The organism is Coleofasciculus sp. C1-SOL-03, from assembly GCF_040220555.1.
Taxonomy (GTDB): Bacteria; Cyanobacteriota; Cyanobacteriia; order Cyanobacteriales; family Coleofasciculaceae; genus Coleofasciculus.
The window spans coordinates 1-19,309 of sequence record NZ_JAVJUO010000159.1 but is presented as its reverse complement, the minus strand read 5'-3'; the positions used below and the strand labels follow the sequence as shown (position 1 = coordinate 19,309).

Annotated in this window: 15 protein-coding genes; 5 read left to right on the top strand and 10 right to left on the bottom strand. The window is 46.3% G+C overall.

Annotated features, from left to right (window positions below; translation table 11 throughout):
- Positions 1 to 265: 265 nt before the first annotated feature.
- From RIE73_RS25790 to RIE73_RS25775, 4 genes are all read right to left on the bottom strand, one after another.
- Positions 266 to 1,360 carry an ABC transporter ATP-binding protein gene (locus RIE73_RS25790; protein WP_446403892.1) on the bottom strand — a complete coding sequence of 365 codons (1,095 nt, stop codon included), beginning with the start codon at positions 1,358 to 1,360 and terminating at the stop codon, positions 266 to 268.
- 146 nt (positions 1,361 to 1,506) lie between these two features.
- Positions 1,507 to 2,382 (bottom strand): carbohydrate ABC transporter permease, encoded by an 876-nt coding sequence (locus tag RIE73_RS25785; RefSeq protein WP_446403891.1) that lies wholly within the window; start codon positions 2,380 to 2,382, stop codon positions 1,507 to 1,509.
- 7 nt (positions 2,383 to 2,389) lie between these two features.
- Positions 2,390 to 3,295, bottom strand: coding sequence for a carbohydrate ABC transporter permease (locus RIE73_RS25780; RefSeq protein WP_446403890.1), 906 nt, complete (start codon positions 3,293 to 3,295; stop codon positions 2,390 to 2,392).
- A gap of 47 nt (positions 3,296 to 3,342) precedes the next feature.
- Complete coding sequence (locus RIE73_RS25775; RefSeq protein WP_446403889.1) at positions 3,343 to 4,647, bottom strand: ABC transporter substrate-binding protein; 1,305 nt, start codon at positions 4,645 to 4,647, stop codon at positions 3,343 to 3,345.
- A gap of 888 nt (positions 4,648 to 5,535) precedes the next feature.
- Between RIE73_RS25775 and RIE73_RS25770 the strand changes: the two genes are divergently transcribed.
- Entirely contained in the window at positions 5,536 to 6,240 is a 705-nt protein-coding gene (locus RIE73_RS25770; protein ID WP_446403888.1) for a tetratricopeptide repeat protein, read from the top strand.
- On the opposite strand, the gene nadE is transcribed toward RIE73_RS25770, so the two are convergent.
- The 6 genes from nadE to RIE73_RS25740 form a co-directional block, all read right to left on the bottom strand.
- On the bottom strand, positions 6,237 to 7,238 hold the full coding sequence (gene nadE, locus RIE73_RS25765; RefSeq protein ID WP_446403887.1) for an NAD(+) synthase: 1,002 nt from the start codon (positions 7,236 to 7,238) through the stop codon (positions 6,237 to 6,239). The genes RIE73_RS25770 and nadE overlap by 4 nt on opposite strands.
- Positions 7,239 to 7,326: 88 nt before the next feature.
- The gene (locus RIE73_RS25760) at positions 7,327 to 8,952 is read right to left on the bottom strand and encodes a hypothetical protein (protein ID WP_446403886.1); all 1,626 of its coding nucleotides are present in this window, start codon (positions 8,950 to 8,952) and stop codon (positions 7,327 to 7,329) included.
- A 638-nt stretch (positions 8,953 to 9,590) separates the two neighbouring features.
- Positions 9,591 to 11,570 carry an asparagine synthase (glutamine-hydrolyzing) gene (gene asnB, locus RIE73_RS25755; protein ID WP_446403885.1) on the bottom strand — a complete coding sequence of 660 codons (1,980 nt, stop codon included), beginning with the start codon at positions 11,568 to 11,570 and terminating at the stop codon, positions 9,591 to 9,593.
- 130 nt (positions 11,571 to 11,700) lie between these two features.
- The gene (locus RIE73_RS25750) at positions 11,701 to 13,224 is read right to left on the bottom strand and encodes a class I adenylate-forming enzyme family protein (RefSeq protein ID WP_446403884.1); all 1,524 of its coding nucleotides are present in this window, start codon (positions 13,222 to 13,224) and stop codon (positions 11,701 to 11,703) included.
- 14 nt (positions 13,225 to 13,238) lie between these two features.
- Complete coding sequence (locus RIE73_RS25745; RefSeq protein ID WP_446392931.1) at positions 13,239 to 13,502, bottom strand: acyl carrier protein; 264 nt, start codon at positions 13,500 to 13,502, stop codon at positions 13,239 to 13,241.
- Between the two features lie 48 nt (positions 13,503 to 13,550).
- Entirely contained in the window at positions 13,551 to 16,235 is a 2,685-nt protein-coding gene (locus tag RIE73_RS25740; RefSeq protein ID WP_446403883.1) for a condensation domain-containing protein, read from the bottom strand.
- Between the two features lie 558 nt (positions 16,236 to 16,793).
- Between RIE73_RS25740 and RIE73_RS25735 the strand changes: the two genes are divergently transcribed.
- The 4 genes from RIE73_RS25735 to RIE73_RS25720 all read left to right on the top strand — a co-directional run bounded on the left by RIE73_RS25735 (position 16,794) and on the right by RIE73_RS25720 (position 18,834).
- On the top strand, positions 16,794 to 16,958 hold the full coding sequence (locus RIE73_RS25735) for a hypothetical protein (RefSeq protein ID WP_446403882.1): 165 nt from the start codon (positions 16,794 to 16,796) through the stop codon (positions 16,956 to 16,958).
- A gap of 77 nt (positions 16,959 to 17,035) precedes the next feature.
- Entirely contained in the window at positions 17,036 to 17,266 is a 231-nt protein-coding gene (locus RIE73_RS25730) for a hypothetical protein (protein WP_446392937.1), read from the top strand.
- Entirely contained in the window at positions 17,263 to 17,409 is a 147-nt protein-coding gene (locus RIE73_RS25725; protein WP_446403893.1) for a hypothetical protein, read from the top strand. The genes RIE73_RS25730 and RIE73_RS25725 overlap by 4 nt, the downstream gene beginning before the upstream one ends.
- Before the next feature lie 171 nt (positions 17,410 to 17,580).
- A complete protein-coding gene (locus RIE73_RS25720; protein WP_446403881.1) occupies positions 17,581 to 18,834 on the top strand; it encodes an acyl-CoA dehydrogenase family protein in 1,254 nt (417 codons plus the stop codon).
- Positions 18,835 to 19,309: the final 475 nt, after the last annotated feature.

Sequence of the window (19,309 nt, the reverse complement as noted above, 5' to 3'; positions counted from 1 at the left end):
AACCGTACAGAATCTTGTTCGGTCAAGCTAACTTCTAAAAGCCGAAACGCCCTATTTTTCGTTCTCACTCTTCCTTGTCTACTGGTCTACCTGTCTTCCTTTTCTTACCTCAACCCCAATAAAAAACCTACCCTTATGAGCTGGGGGTGAGGGGTTGAGCTTAAGTTGACACGGGTGGATAATATCGTGCCCCTACTTTTCGGTTATAACCCGATGTCGCTAAACCCGCCCCGATTCAGGTTTCTAGACTTCCTGTGAAAAGTTATTAGGAATGATGAGTTAAGCGATCGCCTGATTCGACATCAAACCAGTGCATCGTTTTCTCCGGTAGGGTGAGAGTCACCGTGTCTTCTTCACCATCCCAGTAGTTATCAGCAGCTAACAACGCCCGAATCGTCTTGCCTTCTGACCCTTCGGAACCCTGCACTCGCACGCTAATCAGTTTTTCTTTACCCATATCTTCGACCAAAAACACGTTACCCTTGATCGTCTGTTCGTCTCCTTGCTTGGCAATCCGCACATTTTCGGGACGAACACCCATGACAATTTGGCGTGGTTTTTGCCGCAGGTCGGGCAGTTTCAGTTTAAAGTTACCCAGAATGGCATAATTCTCCTGACAGCTAAGGGTGAGTAGATTCATTTGGGGACTACCCATAAAACTGGCAACAAAACTATTGGCGGGGTAGGTATAAATCTGATAGGGGGTATCAAGCTGTTGCAAGACGCCCTCATATAGTAAGGCAATGCGAGTCGAGAGGGTCATTGCCTCGGTTTGGTCGTGGGTAACATAGACGACGGGCTTGTTTTGGGATTTAAACAGTTGCTTGAGTTCGGCGCGAACTTGTTCTCGCAGTAAGGCATCTAAGTTACTCAACGGTTCATCTAATAAAAAGACTTCCGGTTCCCGAACTAAAGCGCGGGCAACCGCCACCCGTTGCCGTTGTCCACCGGAGAGTTGACCGGGTTTGCGTTCGAGTAAGGAACGGTCTAAATCCAGCTTGATAATCACATCATCAATGCGTTTGCGGATTTCTTCGCTAGGAGTGTTCCGGATTCTCAGCGAGGCGCTGATATTTTCCTCCACCGTCATGTGAGGATAGAGGGCGTAACTTTGGAAGACCATGGCAATGTTGCGATCGCCTGGGGGAACACCATTAACCGTTTGTCCACTGATCACCACTCTACCCTTGGTTGGCGTCTCCAATCCGGCAATTAATCGCAGCAATGTGGATTTACCACAGCCAGAGGGTCCAATAAATGTCATGAACTCGCCATCTTCGACATCTAAGCTAATGTCTTTAATCGGTACCGTTTTGGGATTGTATTCTTTGCGTAGATTCTGGAGTTCGAGTTTTGCCATGATTTTTACCTGTTGAATTTTGAATGTTCTCGACGCGAGATGTCATACTAAATCCGGGTTTACTACCCCCTTTATAGTCCAGTCCGCGCAGGCGGACTTTGTTTGTGTAGCCGTGACTTCTAGTCGCCAGGGCAAAAAGGGGTTACTCATCCTTTAACTGCCCCAGCCGTGATGCCCTGCACAATACGACGCTGGAAGAACAGCACTAACAGAATTAGGGGGATTGTTCCCGCGACTGTCGCTGCGGCGATCGGACCGTAAGGAATTTCAAATACAGAGGTTCCGCCGATTTGAGCCACTGCTACTGGAATGGTTTTCATTTGATCTCGCGTAATAAAGGTTAAGGCAAAGATAAATTCATTCCAAGCAAAGATAAACGTAAGAATTCCCGTTGTTACTAGGGCAGGTATGGTCATCGGCAGGACAATTTTCAACAGCATTTGCACAATATTATATCCATCAACCTGAGCAGAATCTTCTAAATCCTTGGGAAGCTGTTGAAAGAAACTCCGCAGTACCAAGATAGTCAGCGGTAAGTTGATCCCGGTATAGGGAATAATCAACGAGATGTAGTTATTCCCTAATCCTAAAAGTTTCACCACCTCTAAGAGTCCCAGAAACAGTAACACGTAGGGAAAGAGACTGACGATGAGGACGCAGGCTAAAACAATTCGCTCTCCCGGAATTCTTAACCGTGCTAAGGCATAAGCAGCGGGCGCTCCGGCGACTAAACACAAGACTGTGGAGGTGAATGAAACAAAGGCACTATTGAATATATAACGAAAAAAGGGATAACGTTCAAATAGCTGCGAGTAGTGCGTCCAAGTGAGTTGATCGGGCGCGGGAAAATAGACATTCGGAATTGTCGAAATCGCCTCATTGATCTTGAACGAGGTCAACACTTGCCAAAAGGCTGGTGCTAGGCAAAAGATTAGCGTTAATACCACACCAACCCAGAGCATAATTTGCTTGGTATTGATTGTTGATTTGTTTTTGGATGATGAATCTTGAGCGACTGCCATAATTAATCTATTGGTCTCCTAAAACATTAATTCGGGTTTTTGAGAGCAAAAAGCCCACAATTGCCACGGCGAGAATTAGTAAGAGGAAGGTGACGACAACCAACGCCGCACCGTAACCAAAGTCCAGATAGCGTCTCACGGTGTCATAAATATACAGTGAAATCATTTCCGTCGCATTCGCTGGACCGCCCCCTGTCATCACCAGCACCAGGTCAAAAATCCCGAAGGCTTGAGCAAAGCGGAACAAGAGGGCAATTAAGATTTGCGGGGTTAGTAGGGGTAATGTAATTTGCACAAAACTTTGTACTGGAGACGCCCCATCAATTGCATGGGCTTCATAAAGATCCTTAGAAATTGATTGCAATCCGGCTAGCAGAATAATCGCGAAAAATGGCGTTGTTTTCCAAACATCAGCTGCAATCAATGCGATCATTGCCGGAATGGGTTCACCTAACCAGGTTATGGGGTCAACGGCGGGCAATAATCGTAAAATATCATTCGCAACGCCAAACTGGTCATTAAAAATCCACGCCCAGGCTAATCCCATGACAGCGGTGGGTAATGCCCAGGGAATTAGGGCGGCGGTGCGAACTAAACCTCGCCCAAAAAAGGCTTGATTTAGCACCAAGGCAATTGCCATTCCCAACACTAATTCCAGGGCAATTGAGGACACGGTAAACACTGTTGTGTGCCACATACTTTGCCAAAAGCGTCCATCACCCACGAGCCGTGCATAATTGTCAAAGCCAGTAAACTCTGCCTGTAACTCAGTCCCTAGATTTTGACTGAATAAACTTAACCAAAACGCTCGTCCAATGGGATAGGCAAACACCATGAGCAAGATCAGGATGGCGAGTAGGGTGAGTAACCAACCCGTTCGTATCTCTCGTTGCCGAATTGAAGCTTGTTTCATCGTAATTTTATGGAGTTACAACGTGCCGTTTAACCAACGGCTAAACCTTAATCTCCTAAAAGTCTTCGCGTTTCCTGGGCGGCTCGATTCATCGCTTGTTCTGGTGTCATGGTTTGCGTAATTGCTGCACTGAGATAACGCTGCAAAATATCTGAGGCTTGAGCGTATTGGGCGATAGGAGGACGCAGCACCGCTTTTTCCAGGACTTCTAGCATTTGGGGAAAGTAACTATATTCAGCTACCAGTTCAGAATCGGTATACAGTGATTTGAGAGCCGGAGCATAGCCTGTTGCCAGACTAAATCGTTTTTGGACATCCGGACGGTTAAAGAATTCAATTACTTTCCAGGCTTCATCGGGGTGTTTTGTTGATTGAGAAATACCCAATCCCCATCCGCCTTGGCAAGCACCACTACTATCCGCTGGTTGGTGTACCATTGGCTTAATTGCAAATTGACCCGCAATTTCTGAGTCGGCTGCTAACGGGTAAACGTAGGGCCAATTCCGTAAGAAAATAGCTTCACCTTCTTGGAATAAGCGGCGGGTTTCTTCTTCAGCGTAAGTGGTAACACCGGCAGGAGAAACCTCTTTTTCAATGGTATTCAGTAAAAATTCGACCGCTTGGATTGCTTCTGGCTGATCAAGTCCAACCTCTAGTGTGTCTGGATTTACCCAAAAGGCACCAAACCCTTCCAGGATTTCCACAAACATGGCAGATAACCCTTCGTATTGCTTTCCTTGCCATAAATATCCCCATTCAACTCCTGTTTGTTGTTGCAAGGCTTGAGAAATTTGTATGAGTTCGGCAAAGGTTTCGGGGGGTTCGTATCCACCCTGCTTTAATAAATCAGTACGGTAGTAGAGCATACCCCCATCGGAACGTAAGGGCATCCGATACAGTTCACCGTTGTAGCGTCCTCCCTCTACATCCCCTTGCAGAAACTTCGATAATTGATCCTCAGAAACTCGGTCAGATAGGGGCATTAACCATCCGGCGGCGGCAAATTTTGGTACCCAAACAATGTCTAGATAAACGAGGTCGTAAGGTGAATCGCCCAACAAAAAGGCAGAGGTATAGAGGTCTTCCACCAGGTTGGTTTCGTTGGGTCCTTCCAGGATTTCTAGATTTATATTGGGATTTTGTTCTTCAAATTCCTCGACAAATTCTTGCCACTGAGAGGCTTCAAGGGCGCTCATCAATACTTGAACCGTGACGGGTTGTTGCGTCAAGGCGGGGAGAATGAGAAATTGAATCGTGGCAATTGTGGCAATCAGTAAGATCAAAAAACGAGGAACTTTTTTGATTCTGAAGATGCTTCGTTGGAGTCTGCCCAATTGCTGACTAATGTTCATGGGATACTCTGGCAATTCAATAGGGTTCAATTCGCTACTGTGTGATGACGATTTCGCCTTGTCTGTGACCGGATTGCTCTTGGCGCGGGTATTGGAGTCAACACAGCAGCATGTATAAGCTTCAGCCTAATTGTAGCTAACACTTATGCAGTTTTACCTCATCGCTCGATTTGATCAGATGTCACTCTAGGTCAAGGTTAAATGTAAAGAAATGAAACTTAAGTTTATTAAAGTTAACATTTCCCCGAAAACAACGCCGCAGAATCGGCTAGGTTAGTCGATTCGAGGGTGCAAAAGGATAGTTGTAGCATGTTTGGCTAACATCATTCATACCTCCATAGTTAGTTGACATTTTACAGGAAAGGCAATATAGCTCAAGTCAACGGCAACTCTCTGGCTCCGCTTTTTTATGTTGATGCCACTTGCCCACCTGACATCAAATAGGTTACATGAAAACAGTGCAATTTTTGTGTCTAGAGTTACGAGGAATACAAATTGACTCGACTATTTTCCCCTAAACAATGGGTTTTGGGGGATTGATTCTGATGCACCATGGGATGGTGCATGGGATTGATGATTGGAAATCCGCCTTAAGCCAATGTGTCATTTCTAAAACCCATAAGTTGCTGTGCTTTTATAGGATTTTACCAAATTCATTAATATCGGCAATAGCTTGGCGGAAATGACTGATTTTTTCCTATTTTTTTCTAAGCTGACCTTAATTAATCCGATGTCTGGCATTAACGGTCTAGCCGTCCTAAATCATCGTGTAAGTATTCAACTGGACATGATATCAATTCCCAACCGGCGATCGCATGAGACAGGATTGACCCAACCCCGATGATCCAACGCTATACACTGGGACAATAACCCCTTTCCGACAAGCAGATGATCAAGCGGTTTTGGCAATGGCTAGTGCGGCTGATTCAGAGAATCCTACCGCCTTTCCTCAAACCCAAACAACACAGGCGACGGCAAAAATTCCTCAGTGATGCCGACTATCATCAGTTATTTCGGCAATTGGTTATTGGGGTGAATCAGGGATGGAATCGGGAACAGATCCTGCAACATTTAGGATATCAGAGTAGCGATCGCGCTTTTAAGGTATGGCTGTATGAGTATGGACAGCAGTTGCGCCAGTTACCCGAGGCGGATCATCAGTTTGCTTGGCAATTATTGCAGATGAGTGGTGTCGGCTGTGGAGAATTGGGGGAAATTGCGGCAGAAATTGGTCAGGATTTATTGGCGAAACCGCCAGGGAAAGGGGAAGCCTATCTAGGAGATCCCGGAGACGCCGATCACGGTGAAACTGCGGAGAGGAATGCCGCCGAAACCTGGTTCAATCAAGGGAAACAGCAACTCGCCGACCAAGATTTTCTGGGTGCGATCGCGTCTTTTGACGCAGCGATTCAACACCAACCCTCCTTAGCCGAAGCCTGGAATAATCGAGGGTTAGCCTTGGGGAAGTTAGGAGATTATCAACGTGCGATCGCCTCTTATGAGAAAGCGATTCAATTTAAACCCGATTATCAATTAGCCTGGTACAACTGGGGTGTGGCGATGGATAAATTAGGAGACTATGAAAGTTTTTAATCAACGTTTTCCATACTAATAACAGGCATTCTTAGATAGGACGTTGTACGTTGTTTGCGGACAATATCGGTGACAACTCGCTCGACTTGTTCTACTGTCAAATCAAGCGCCTGGGCGATTTCATCGTTCTTAACACCACGTTCATACCCGAACCAGATGGTATCCAGAATATCAAAGGGCAGACGGAAGAAAAACTCCTCCTGTGAACTTCCACCCGGATACGTATCCGAAGTCGGCGTGCGTTGTTGAATGTCTTCTGGCACATCTAAGTAACGAGCAAGCTGGTAAACTTGTGTCTTGAACAAATGGGCAATCGGACTAACATCAATTCCGCCATCTCCGTACTTGACAAAAAAGCCTAATAAATGCTCATTCTTATTTGCTGTACCGATAACCGCATAATTATTTAATTCAGCGTGATAGTAGAGCATAGCCATGCGTGATCGCTGCTTAAAATTAGACGCGGCGACAATCTGATAATATTCCCGGGGCGGTAAGCGTTTGGTAAACTCCTCACCCTCTGGATTGGTTACAGTTAGGGAAAAGATATTCAGCATTTCTTTTTTCAGTAAGTTTCCCGGTAAGGCAATTTTAGCTTGCCAACCTTCTCCGAATTCCGGAAACAACCGTTTTATGGCGTCGTTGCGGCGGCGGTAACAGCTAAACCCATCTAATACCCCGGAAATGTCTTCGGTAATGGTTTGAACGCCGTAGTGATCAGCGACTAACTGTGCCAGTGTAGCGCTTTCTGGGCTGGATTCACCCTCCGGTAACAACAAGGCGACGATATGTTCTGCACCAAAAGCTTTAGCACATAAACCCAGCACCACCGATGAGTCAATCCCCCCACTGATACCCAACACCGCCCCGCGACGGCGTAGGGTTTGATGGACACTCTGGCGTAACTGTTCGACAATGCGTTCCGTCTCTTTGGCTGCATCTAAATTAAGGGAGTGCTTATTAAAGCCAATTGCATCCGTTTTGACTGAATTGTTCATGATTTAATCTCCTGAATAAGTCGGTGGGTGAGGGTGGTCATTTGTCATTTGTCATTTGTCAGTTACAACTTGCATCTTGCACCATTATTTAATCAGTTTGCTCGTCGAAATCCTCTTTCTTTACCTCCTCTATCGCCGCCCAAAGCGCCTCAGCTACCTGATCCTGATTGTTCTTAGCCAATCGGCGGATATCGTCGCGAGTAATATAGCCTTGACGTTGCTTGTGGCGATGTTTTAGATCTTGCATGCGATGCTGTAGTTCGATCACATCTTGATAGGTGTAGAGATAAACAGGTTGTTTTTGGCCTGTCAAGCGATCAAGTGCCTTCTTATGTGCCGCAATTAAATTATCGACAGTTGTATGATGCGAATATTGCTGATGTTGGATTCCTGGTATATCGTCGCTTACATTTAAGTCTTTCAAGTTACTGGTTACCAAAAATGTACCATCATCAAATTCTGATTCAAATTCGATCGCGTTGTCGCCTTGGGAAATTAAACCGATTGCCTGAAAAACTTTGACGAAAAAGGGTCGCGGCATGGCATAAATACCAGCCAAAGTGTTCCGATCTCGATGGAGCATCACCCGAATAAATGTGCGAGTTTTCCCGCCACTCGCTTGGGTCACTGTCACATCTTCAATATCATCTAATTTATGAAATCCTCGTTTTTCCAATAAAGTTTGAGTGCGATCGTAGAAGCGGATATCGACCAGGGGAAAATCACCCGGATCGACTCGGATAAATTCGTGGCGTTGAGAGTAACTTGCCTTGCAAAGGTCTAGTAATTGTCGAGCGCTATCGCGTGCTTTTGGATTGCTTACTCCACTGGCAGAAGGTGAACTGGGTGACGCGCGATCGCTGATATCTTCCAACTTGACACCGACAAACGTGGCGATTTGGTTGGCTTTCGCTAATACGTCTGATTTAGATGATGAATAGCCCAAATCGAAACCAGGTTCTCCTGACTTCAAAAGGATTTCTGCCTGATAGACTCTCAAGTCTCCATCTCCATGGGTTTCTGCCTTCATTCGCACAGATGAAATAGCGGAAAATGGATAGGAACGAGTGTTAATTGTACACAGTTTTGTCCGTCCCCAAAATAGCTGGCGCGTCGATTTATCGAGATGTAATGAAATTGGCAGTAGCGAGGAGATTACACGTCCCAATCCAATGACAATAAAAACGCCCAAAAACAGGATTATGCCAATACTGGAAGGCGCAAATCTATTATCGCGCACGATCTCGATTGTCCCGGTTTCCTCCGCGATAAACTGATTGATTTTTGCGACTTGAGTTTGAATCCAAGCTGGATTCCCCTTACGGCAATTGACTCGTACTAAATTCTCAAAAATTGTTTGCTGGCTTCCATCACTAAAAATTAGGTTAAAATCGTGGTTATGGAAGACATTGCAATCCTCATCTCCCGGCATTTTCGTATAGTTGTATTCGGCTTTAGCCACTAAGGGAAGGGGTTGAAGTGTAAGCTGCTTCATGCCGAAAAAGATACTTTTTTCTTGAGTGCAGTCTACGCGATCGCTATCGCTGGTGACTCGCTGACATTTGAGGGATTCAACACCCCAATATGCGGCAGAAAGAAACAGCATGCTCAGTGGTATTCCCCAAAATAGCAACCCCCACACCAACACAATCGGGAAACAGCCGATGCTTTGTTGCAGAATCAGCCGATTTTCCGTTTTCTTAACAATTTCCATCCCGACCTCCACAGATGAATTGATAAATTTTAGAACAGGCTTACACTGAAAGACTACTGATGATCAGGATTATTTTAACAATTTTATCCTGGACTTGAATAATTTTAATCACACTGGCTGCAAATCTAAAAAAATACTTAATGATTTCTGCTCTTGATTTCACGAGATTCCGTGGTTTCAGAAGTTGAACAAACGGTCAAAAAATGATAGAAAGTAATAAATTGGGGATTTAATGACGAATTTTTCCCTAATCCGGCGATTCAATGGCTAAAACCCAGATGATGGCGTGGGATAAGTGGGGGAATGTTTATCCAGGAAACCTGGCTCGATGACCCAAAAATTGGCAGGGTTGATCCGGTGGGGTTGACATTGACTCGACTATCTGATCCGAAACCCGAATAGGGGATGCGATCGCACCAGAGTCCTAGTCCAGTCATTACACTTAGCGGTCACAAGAGGTCATGAAAAATAATCCTGATTTGAGCTATTGACAGTTCAGGAGTTTCATTTTAAACTTACTTCATAATGGTAAAATGTGCCCGCATGTAGGGTCGGATTAGCTCCTTATAAAACAGAAACCCCCGGTTAAATCTCTAGTCTGTGCTTATCCCTCCAGTAACAGCCGACCTAATTGTTTGTCATTGAATCGGCTCTAATGTGCGATCAATAACCTTAACTCGGTCTAAAGGGGTCAAAGTCGATAACCGAGAATTGAAGTCTTTAACGAACTGTTGATCAACTAACTGCGTGGATAAAACGCCGGCGATCGCCATATCGTCCACTTCACCCAAGGGTGATCCACTTTGGGCTTTGCGAACCAGTTGATTAACCGCTAAGGGATGAAATAAACCACTAGCGCGTACAGCATCTTCCGACAACAACTCCCAGACGTAATCTGGTGTATCCTGGTGAAAGAAACTGCGGTGAATCGGGGCGCGGTAGGGACGCTTACGGCGCTGCCAAATATCGGGGGGTAGTAATTTGCGGCTCAATTGTCGCAGCAGCCATTTTTCGGTTAAGCCGCGCAGCTTCACATTGGATGGCAGGCGATCGCAAAATTCCACAACTCGATAATCTAGAAAGGGGAAACGTCCTTCGACGGAATTCGCCATCGCCATGCGATCGCCTTGAGAGGAGAGCAAATAGGGTGACATAAAGCTAACAATTTCCAGGTATTGCGCTTGGGCTAAGGGAGACCAACTGGAGAAATTGCTTTGGAGGGGAACGAATTTCTCTACCCATTGTAGCAGTCCAACCTCCGGTTTAGACACCAGCAACCGCTGGAGACGAGCCGTATTTGACCAACGGATGATATGGGAATAGAACGGCGATTCGGTATCGGTGAGATTCTTTTTAAAGAACGCCTGCATAAAGGCTTCGCTGCTACGACTCAAACGGGAAATTTCCGGGTACAGTCGTTTCAATAATAAGGGTCGCCATTGCGAATCCGGCTGTTTTGCCCAGAATCGACGTATCGCCATTTCTTTGAAAATGTCATAGCCACCGAGGAATTCATCAGCACCTTCTCCTGTCAGCACCACCTTTAAATGAGAATCCCGTACCAACCGAGACAGCATAAACATAGGTGCAGGTGCGGTGCGTAATGTGGGAGTTTCGGTGTGCCAGATTACCTCTGGAAACAGGCGGCTAATATCGGTATGGGTACAATAAACAACCCGATGGTTAGTCCCCAAACTATCTGCCATGCGCCGTTGGAACTCACTCTCATCAAACTCTGGATCTGAGAAGGCGATAGAGAAGGTTTCTAAGGCGTTCTGGGCATATTGACGGATAATCGCCGTCGTTGTCGAAGAATCCAACCCCCCACTCAGGTAAGCGCCAACAGGGACATCAGCCCGTAGGCGGATTAGGGTGGAGTCAATCAGCAGTTGCTCAAACTCATCCAGATAATCTTGGGGAGTACGCCGGGATTTCTCTGGGGTAAAGTCTAGTTCCCAGTACGGTTGGATGTTTAACTGTCCATCCTGAACCTGTAGATAATGACCCGGGGAGAGGCTATCAATGTCCTGGAAAATGGTGTGCGGTGTCAATACACTCCAAAACGTAAACACCTGCGTCAGTGCAGCAGGATCAATAGTTGCACAAACCGTGGGATGCGCCAGAATAGTCTTGATTTCCGAACCAAAGATTAACTGACCCTGGCACAAAGTATAAAACAACGGGCGAATCCCCAAGCGATCGCGTGCCAAAAATAGGCGACGCTGACGAGTATCCCAGATCGCGATCGCAAACTGACCATTGAGATAATTCAGGCAATCGGCACCATATTCTTCATACAGATGCAGGATCACCTCCGTGTCACAATTGGTCGTAAAGCGATGACCAAGCGCTTCTAATTGGGGGCGCAGTTCCACATAGTTAAAGATTTCACCGTTGAAGACAATCCACAATGTTTCATCTTCGTTACAAATCGGTTGCTGTCCACCACTTAAATCAATAATACTGAGACGGGCATTCCCCAAATTAACCCATTCATCCCGATAAATCCCAAACTCATCAGGACCCCGATGACGAATCATGGCTAACATCTGCGGCACAACCATCTCCGGAATCGGCTGAGGTTCCTGCAAATTGAGAACACCGACAATACCACACATAACTTACTCCTTTTGTTTGAAAAGGTTTGTAGTCAGCGCTTTAGCGCTGTTGGCAAGCTTCGTACCAACTACGAACCCAATGTAAGTTCTGTAAATAGTCCTCAAACCCTGACAAAGGACAAAGGACTTATCACTTCAAATCAGTCTTTTTAATTTTGCCAGACGAAGTTTTAGGCAATTGAACACAAAACTCGACCAACTTCGGCACCATGAAATCTTCCAAATGGGCGCGGCAATGCCGTAAGATATGGGCTGGGGTAAGTTCATCGCCCTCCTGTACGACAAACGCCTTGACCACCTGCCCCAATACCGGGTCAGTCACGCCAATTACTGCCGCTTCCCGGACACCTGGAAGCCCATACAGCACATTCTCCACCTCTTTCGGTGCCACCTTCTCACCCCGGCTTTTAATCATGTCATCTTGCCGCGAGACAAAATACAGAAACCCCTCTTCATCCTGGCGAAATAGGTCTCCCGTATAGCACAGCCGCTCCCCTGGCATCAATCCAGGGCGGAAACGGGCAGCACTTGCCTCGGGGTTCCCCCAATAACCGCGCATGACATGGCGTCCCCGCACCACCAACTCACCCACTTGACCTGAACCTAACCGCATTCCCTGTTCATCTTCAATCCACACTTCGGTGCCAGGAATGGCGATACCCACGGAATCGGGACGTTTGTCCAGTTGATCTGGAGGCAGATAGAGGGTACGTTTGGTTTCGGTTAAACCGTACATCGAGAACAGCGTCGCCCAGGGAAACTTAGCCCGAATTTGGAGAATGTGGGAGGGAGGTAAGGCGGCGGCGGTGTTGGTCAAATAACGTAAACTGGATAAATCGTAGGCACTCAGATCCATTTTCAGTAGCATGGCGTAGATTGTCGGGACGCCAGGGAAGCCAGTGACCCGCTCTTGTTCCATGCGTTTGAGAATAGCGGCTGGATAGGTGAATCCTTTTTCCAGTACCAGAGTGCCGCCGAACTTAAACACCATCAAAAGTTGGTACAGTCCGTAATCGAAGGACAAGGGCAACAAGCCAATGACACTATCACTCTCGACATTGCCCAGATATTCGATAATCGAACTAGCCGCAAAGACAACATTGCTGTGGTCTGACATGACGCCTTTGGGGTCGCCCGTGCTACCGGAGGTATAAATTAGGCAGGCTAGGTCGAGATCAATATTGACTTTTTCGGGTCTTTGTGCTATGCATTCGGACTGGATGGCGGTATAGTTGAGGACATTGCCCGTACTCGTCTCCGGGGTTGGCGACGTGAGGATGATGGTGGTGAGGGAAGGCACCTGTTGGGTGAGTTGTTGGGCTAAATCGGCTTGTCGCCCACTGGTGACTAAAACTCTGGCTTGACAATTGTTTAAGATATAGGCGCACTTATCGGACTTCGTGCTGGGGTTAAGTGGCACAAAAACGCCACCCGCTTTGAGGACAGCAAAAATTGCGATCGCCAACTCTAGGCAGTTCGGTAGAAATAATACGACGCGATCGCCCCGTTGTAAACCCTGTGCCAAGAGCGCATTTGCCAAGCGGTTTGCCTGTGCCTCGACTTCGGGATAGGTTAGGCGTTGCCCATCGCCAATCAACGCCACCTTATCCGGCAATCGGTCAGCGCTAGACTCCAGAAATTCCTGTACCAACATGACAATTACTTCCCTCAATTGTTAACAAACCGGGACTGTTTTTGTCGGGCAAATTCAGCTAGATTCCTAACGGAATCAAAGTTTTCCGGGACAATCTCGACATCTTCCACCTCAATGCCCAAGTTTTCCTCCAGAAACAGCACTAATTCCATCACGTTCATCGAATCAATGATACCGTTTTCCAGTAAGGAAGCGTCATCGGGATAAGGATAGCCGTTGCTACTGAACAGGATATTTTCGGAAATATGTTGGCGTAGCATTTCTTCAATAGGTTGCATAATTAAACCTCACTTTTTGGGTCTAGTCAATAAAAAAGTTGTGCAGAATTAACGGGAGTCTGTTGAACCAACCATCCTTTCCACTTCCGCCTGTGCTTCATCCAAACAAGCCCGCAATTTTTCTGCCAAAACCTGTACGTTAGGTTCTGACTTCAATGTGCCATGATTACCAGGAACACCGTGGAGCCTCAATCCTCCTCCAGCCACTCTGTCCCAACCTGAACGGTTATGGTAAGTTTGTTGCGGATGTCCATTTCCCATAGCCCAGAATACAGTCACCTGACCAGGATAGAGTGGCAGTTGATACGCTTTTCTCGCTTTTATCTTCTCCTCTAACAAATGAAATCCTCGGAGAGGGTAAGGCAATTCCCGTCCATTCCTCAAGTAAAAATCACAGGTCATTTTCTTGATTTTATGCTCAAGGTCTTTCCGGAATTTAGTCAGTTCTTTCTGTTTCTTCCAAACTTCGCGTCCAAAACGCTCTTGGGCATAGGCATAGATGTAAGTTAGCTTCTCGCTAAATCCGAGTTGTGAAATTTGCTCCAGATGTTGAGAAGCATGGGAACGCGATGGTGAAGGCGATGGTGAAGGCGATGGCTGACTATTAATCGGCGACCCATTATAGATGGTATCTAATAGGGCTAGCAGAGCGACCTTCTTCCCTTGCGCCTGTAGCTGTTGAGCCATTTCAAAGGCAACTACACCACCAAAGGAGTGACCGCCTAAAAAATAAGGACCATCAGGCTGAACCGTACAAATTTCTTCGATATAATGAGCGGCTAAGTCTTCAATCCGCAATTTGGGAGCCTGTTTTCCATCCATTTTTTCTTCCAAACCATAAAAAGGTTGGTCGGGTCCGAGATGACGCGCCAGAGTGGTCAAACCCAGAGCGGTGCAGCCAGCTGCAGCAACACAAAATAATGGTGGTTTAGAACCCTGTGGTTGAACCGCCACCAATGAAGACCAAGGTGCTGACCATCCTGACTGGCGCAGAAGGTTGGCGAGTTGCTCGACGGTTGGTGCTTGGAAAAGGGTAGCTACGGGCAGATTCCGGTTCCATTTCTTCTCGATTTGTCCGAACAGTTGTACTGCTAACAGGGAATGTCCCCCGAGTTCAAAGAAGTTATCCCTCACGCCGATGGGTTGAATACCTAGAACGTTTTCCCAAATTTGGGTGAGTTGGTGTTCCAGCTTATCTCGCGGAGCGATATAGGTTGTCTGTTGCTGTCGGGTTAAGCGAGCTGCATCCAGATTGTCGTCAGACCGTTGATGGAGTTTTCCATCAGCAAAACGTGGCAAGTCTTCTAGGCACAGTTCGGGATTGGCAACTAAGCGTTCTAGCCAGGTCTGGAAATGATCCAACATCTGAGCGATGCTAGTCGCCTGGAATAGGTCTGTTTTGTATTGCAATCCTCCTGTTAATTTCCCTAATTTTTCTTGCAGGGAAACAGAGAAATCAAAGTTGGCGATTTCCCGCTCTACATACAAGGAGTTCACGGTTAATCCATCAAGGTTTAATGACGGATTTGGGGTATTTTGCAAGACAAACATCCCTCGCGTCAGCGGTGTGTGAACTAAATTGGGGAGTTCTGCCACCTTTTGTAAGGGTATATCTTGGTGGGCAAATGCTTGTGAGGAAACGTGACTGACTTGATGCAACAGTTCTCGAAAACTAGGGTTTCCTGATAAGTCAGTACGGAGCGCCACTATATTATTGAAGTAGCCAATTAACCCTTTGGATTCAACCTGATGGCGACCAACAACAGGCGAACAAACTGTCATGTCTTCTTGCTCGGTATATAAGTAGAGCAAGGTTTTAAAGGCAGTTAGCAAGGTGACGAACAGAGAAACACCTTCCTGATAACTCAATTTCTTGATCGCCTGGGTTAAGTTTTGTGATAACTCAAAGGGTTGATAAGCACCTTGGTAACTTGGTACGGGTGGAGGTGAATAATCCGTGGGCAATTCCAGAGCTGAAATGCCACTGAGCTGATTCTGCCAGTAGTCCAGTTGAGTAGAGAATACCTCGCCTTGCAGCCATTTCCGTTGGGTTTGGGCATAGTCGGCATATTGAACTGGAAGTTCCGAAAGTGGCGATGATTTTCCCTGGGAAAAGGCATCGTAAAGCACACCGAGTTCCCGCAGGAATACTCGGTCAGACCAACCATCGAAGATGATATGGTGTATGGTTCGTACCAGTATGTGTTCTTGTTCAGTTAGGCGCAAAAGTTTGATACGCCATAAGGGGCTTTTTGTCAAGTAAAACGGTTGCTTGGCATCTTCGACAGCCAGTTTTTGGGCTTGGGCTTTCCTTTGCTCTAGAGGAAGTTCTTGCAAGTCTATAATTGGCAGAGTCCAATCGATTTCTGGACAGATCACTTGGATGGGTAATCCATTGACGGTAGGAAACGTGGTTCGCAGGATTTCATGGCGTCGAATAAGTTCTCCTAAACTCATCTGTAGGGCGACTACATTGAGTTCACCTTGGAAATGCAAACAATGCAAAAGGTTATGTACAGAAGTATCGGGCTGTAACTGTTCCAGATACCAGAGTCGTTCTTGGTTGAAGGAAAGAGGTAAGTTTTGGTTGCGTGAAACAGGCTGAATGGCAGGCGTCTGATGTTTTAACCTAACGTTGCTTCTCAGGGAAAGCCAAAAATCAGACGGAGTTTTTTCGGCTTGGGGCTGGCTTGAAGAGTTAAGACGGGATTTTTCGGCAACGGCGTATTTCATGGTTTCACCCTGATTAAACTCTGATAAAAATCTTTGTTTTATACCTTACTCTGGCTGAATTAAAAATGCTAGTGCCTTTACAATATCTTGTTGAAAATAAATTTTTAAGCTCATCAGAAAGAATTATGTATATGGGGCATTATTTAACCTAAAATTAACAACAATTAACACAAATTGTCCATAACACATGGAAATAAACACAACTGTATAGAAATACTAAAAATAATGAATCAATGTGTACAATTAATACTTACAGCTACTGAAAGGATGCCCCAATAAACACAAAAGCATAAAAAAATATAATCGGATTTGCCCAAATCAGTCTCAGGTTGTTCTTCATTAACCCTTCATAAACAGTTCAGCTTTAACGGATGAGCTACGACCCAGTGCAGCAGTGGGAGGAGGCAGTTAAGAGCTACAGTCCTTGTGTGGCAAGCTTCCTGATTCATTAAAACTGATAGTTTAGCACACTAAGTCCGGAAGACCCAAAATTACCGAAATTCTGCGAACCCGGTCTCCGAAGATGGGCAAGAAAGAGGGTCAATCTTGAGGTAGACCATGATTACCTTAAACAATCATTCCGTTTGGCAAAATTTATCGGCAGTGGTTAGTGGTCTTAATGCTAATTCTCTGGTTTTGGAGCATTTAGAATTAAACCTAGAATTTATTGATGAAAATTGGCAAATTGACCTCAACTCAGAATTGATCACAGTTCAATCTTAAATCAATCTTAAAGGACTAACCCGGTTGGTTGATGATAAAATGAACGAAATCACCACCCTAACTCAGGAGTTTAACCCATGTCATCCCCAGCGATTCAAGACTTAGTGACTTTGGTTGAATCTTTACCCGATACGGTTCAAAGCAAAGTGATTGCACATTTACGGGAATATATTGCCGATTTGCAAGATGAACAACAGTGGGATACGGCGTTTAATCGGACTCAATCCGCGTTAGTCGCCGCCGCACGTCAAGCCAAACAACAACGCGCCGCCGGACAAGCTACTCCCATGGATTATAATCAGTTATGAATTCTGAGGTGTTACCCTCCTTTTGGGATCAATACCGCAAACTGAGGAGAGAAATCCGACAAAAAGCCCGCAAAGCCTATCAACTCTGGGCGGAAAATCCGTTTCATCCCTCTCTCCATTTCAAGTGGGCGATCGCAGCGTAACAGTTGACACCAACAAAGTTATTTCAAATCAGTCTTTTTGATTTTGCCGGAGGAGGTTTTGGGCAATTGAACACAAAACTCTACTAACTTTGGTATCATGAAATCTTCCAAATGGGCGCGGCAATGAGTCGGATATCCTGAGAAAGGAATTGTTGAACTGTTTGTTACCTAATGTCACCAACTACAGCGAACCAGGGTGTTCCTGACGTGCGAAGCGAAGCTATCCCCAAGGGAATCGCGAATCCGTCTAACCTTTTAGACGTGACGGAGGCTTACTTACGCGAAATTGTTGCACCTCGCGCCTCAGAGATCGATCAGGATACCGAAGCATTACGCATTGCACTAAAAGGATTAGGCGATCGCCATCTGCTAGCGCTGAAAGTTCCCCAAGATTGGGGAGGTGCTGAGGTGAATCCTGTCACCTTCTTTCACTTCCAACAACGAGTCTCTCGCTATTCGGGTGCGTTGGCTTTTCTGCAAACTCAGCATCAGAGTGCAGGTGGGTTTTTGGCAAAGAGTGACAATGAAACCTTAAAGCAGCGTTATCTTCCCCGCATGGGGAGAGGTGAGGCGTTAGTCGGGGTAGGTTTCTCCCAACTGCGACGTACTGGGAATCCTCCAGTCAAGGCGACGCCTGTGGATGGAGGCTATCAGATTACTGGAAATGTGCCTTGGGTTACGGGGTTTGGCTTGTTTGGGGATTTTGTGATTGGGGCGACATTACCCGATGGTCGAGAACTCTATGGTATTGTACCCTTTACCTCGACCGAGCAAGGAGTTGGACGTGCGATCGCCTTTAGTCAACCCATGGCGTTAGCGGCGATGAATTCCACGAATACGGTGTCGGCGAGTCTGACGGATTGGTTTTTACCGAACGAGTCAGTTTTATTCCTCAGAAAAGCCGGGGCGATTCATGCAGCGGATCAAAAAAATGTATTAAATCATGGGTTCTTTGCCTTAGGTTGTGCTAAAGCCGGATTAGATATAATTGCCGCCGCTTACCAACGCAAGCAACTCGAATTTATTCAAAAGGCTTTTGATCATCTTAACGCCGAAGTCTTGGACTGTGAAGCCGCCATGATCGCCGCCTTATCAGCAAATTCTGCTGACACCGAAGATCAGGAAAATGGAGGAGGAGATGAGGGCGGGTTTAGAAACATCCGGGTGACAACAAATGATAATAGTGAAACCCGCCCCTACATGGGGAAAAAACGTCCCCAATCCCTACAGTTAAGGGCGTGGGCAATTAACCTAGCAGGGCGGTGTACCAATGCGGCGGTAACAGTCTCCAGTGGTGCAGCCAATCTCCAATCCCACGCCGCCCAGCGTGTCTATCGCGAAGCGGTGGTATTTACTGTTTCTGGGCAAACCACAGCGGTAATGGAAGCAACCTTGGCGCAGTTAGTTCACTCGCCTCTAAATTAGGGGAGATGAGGGAGATGGGGAAGATGGGGGAGATGGGGGAGATGGGGGAGATGTGCGCGTCTGTGTGTAGGGGCGGGTAATGTGACAAAATTAATCAAGTCACCCATCATCTTGCTACAAAACCCGCCCGGTTCCACCCTTTGAGCCCGACATTTTTGAGGTGCGATCGCAGTTAACAATCCGGTGGGTTTTGTTCTCAGGTTTCAGGTTAATCGAAAAATCTGATATCGGACAGAAAATCCAATGTAGGGGCGGGTTTAGGGATAAAATTAATGGAGTCACCAATCATGTTGCTACAAAACCCGCCCGACTCCACCCTTTCACCCCGACATTGTTAAGGTGCGATCGCGGTTAGCAATCCGGTAGATTTTGTGATCGGGTTTCCGGTTAATCGGAACATCTGATATCGGCACAGAAAATCCAATGTAGGGGCGGGTAATGTGACAAAATTAATCAAGTCACCCATCATCTTGCT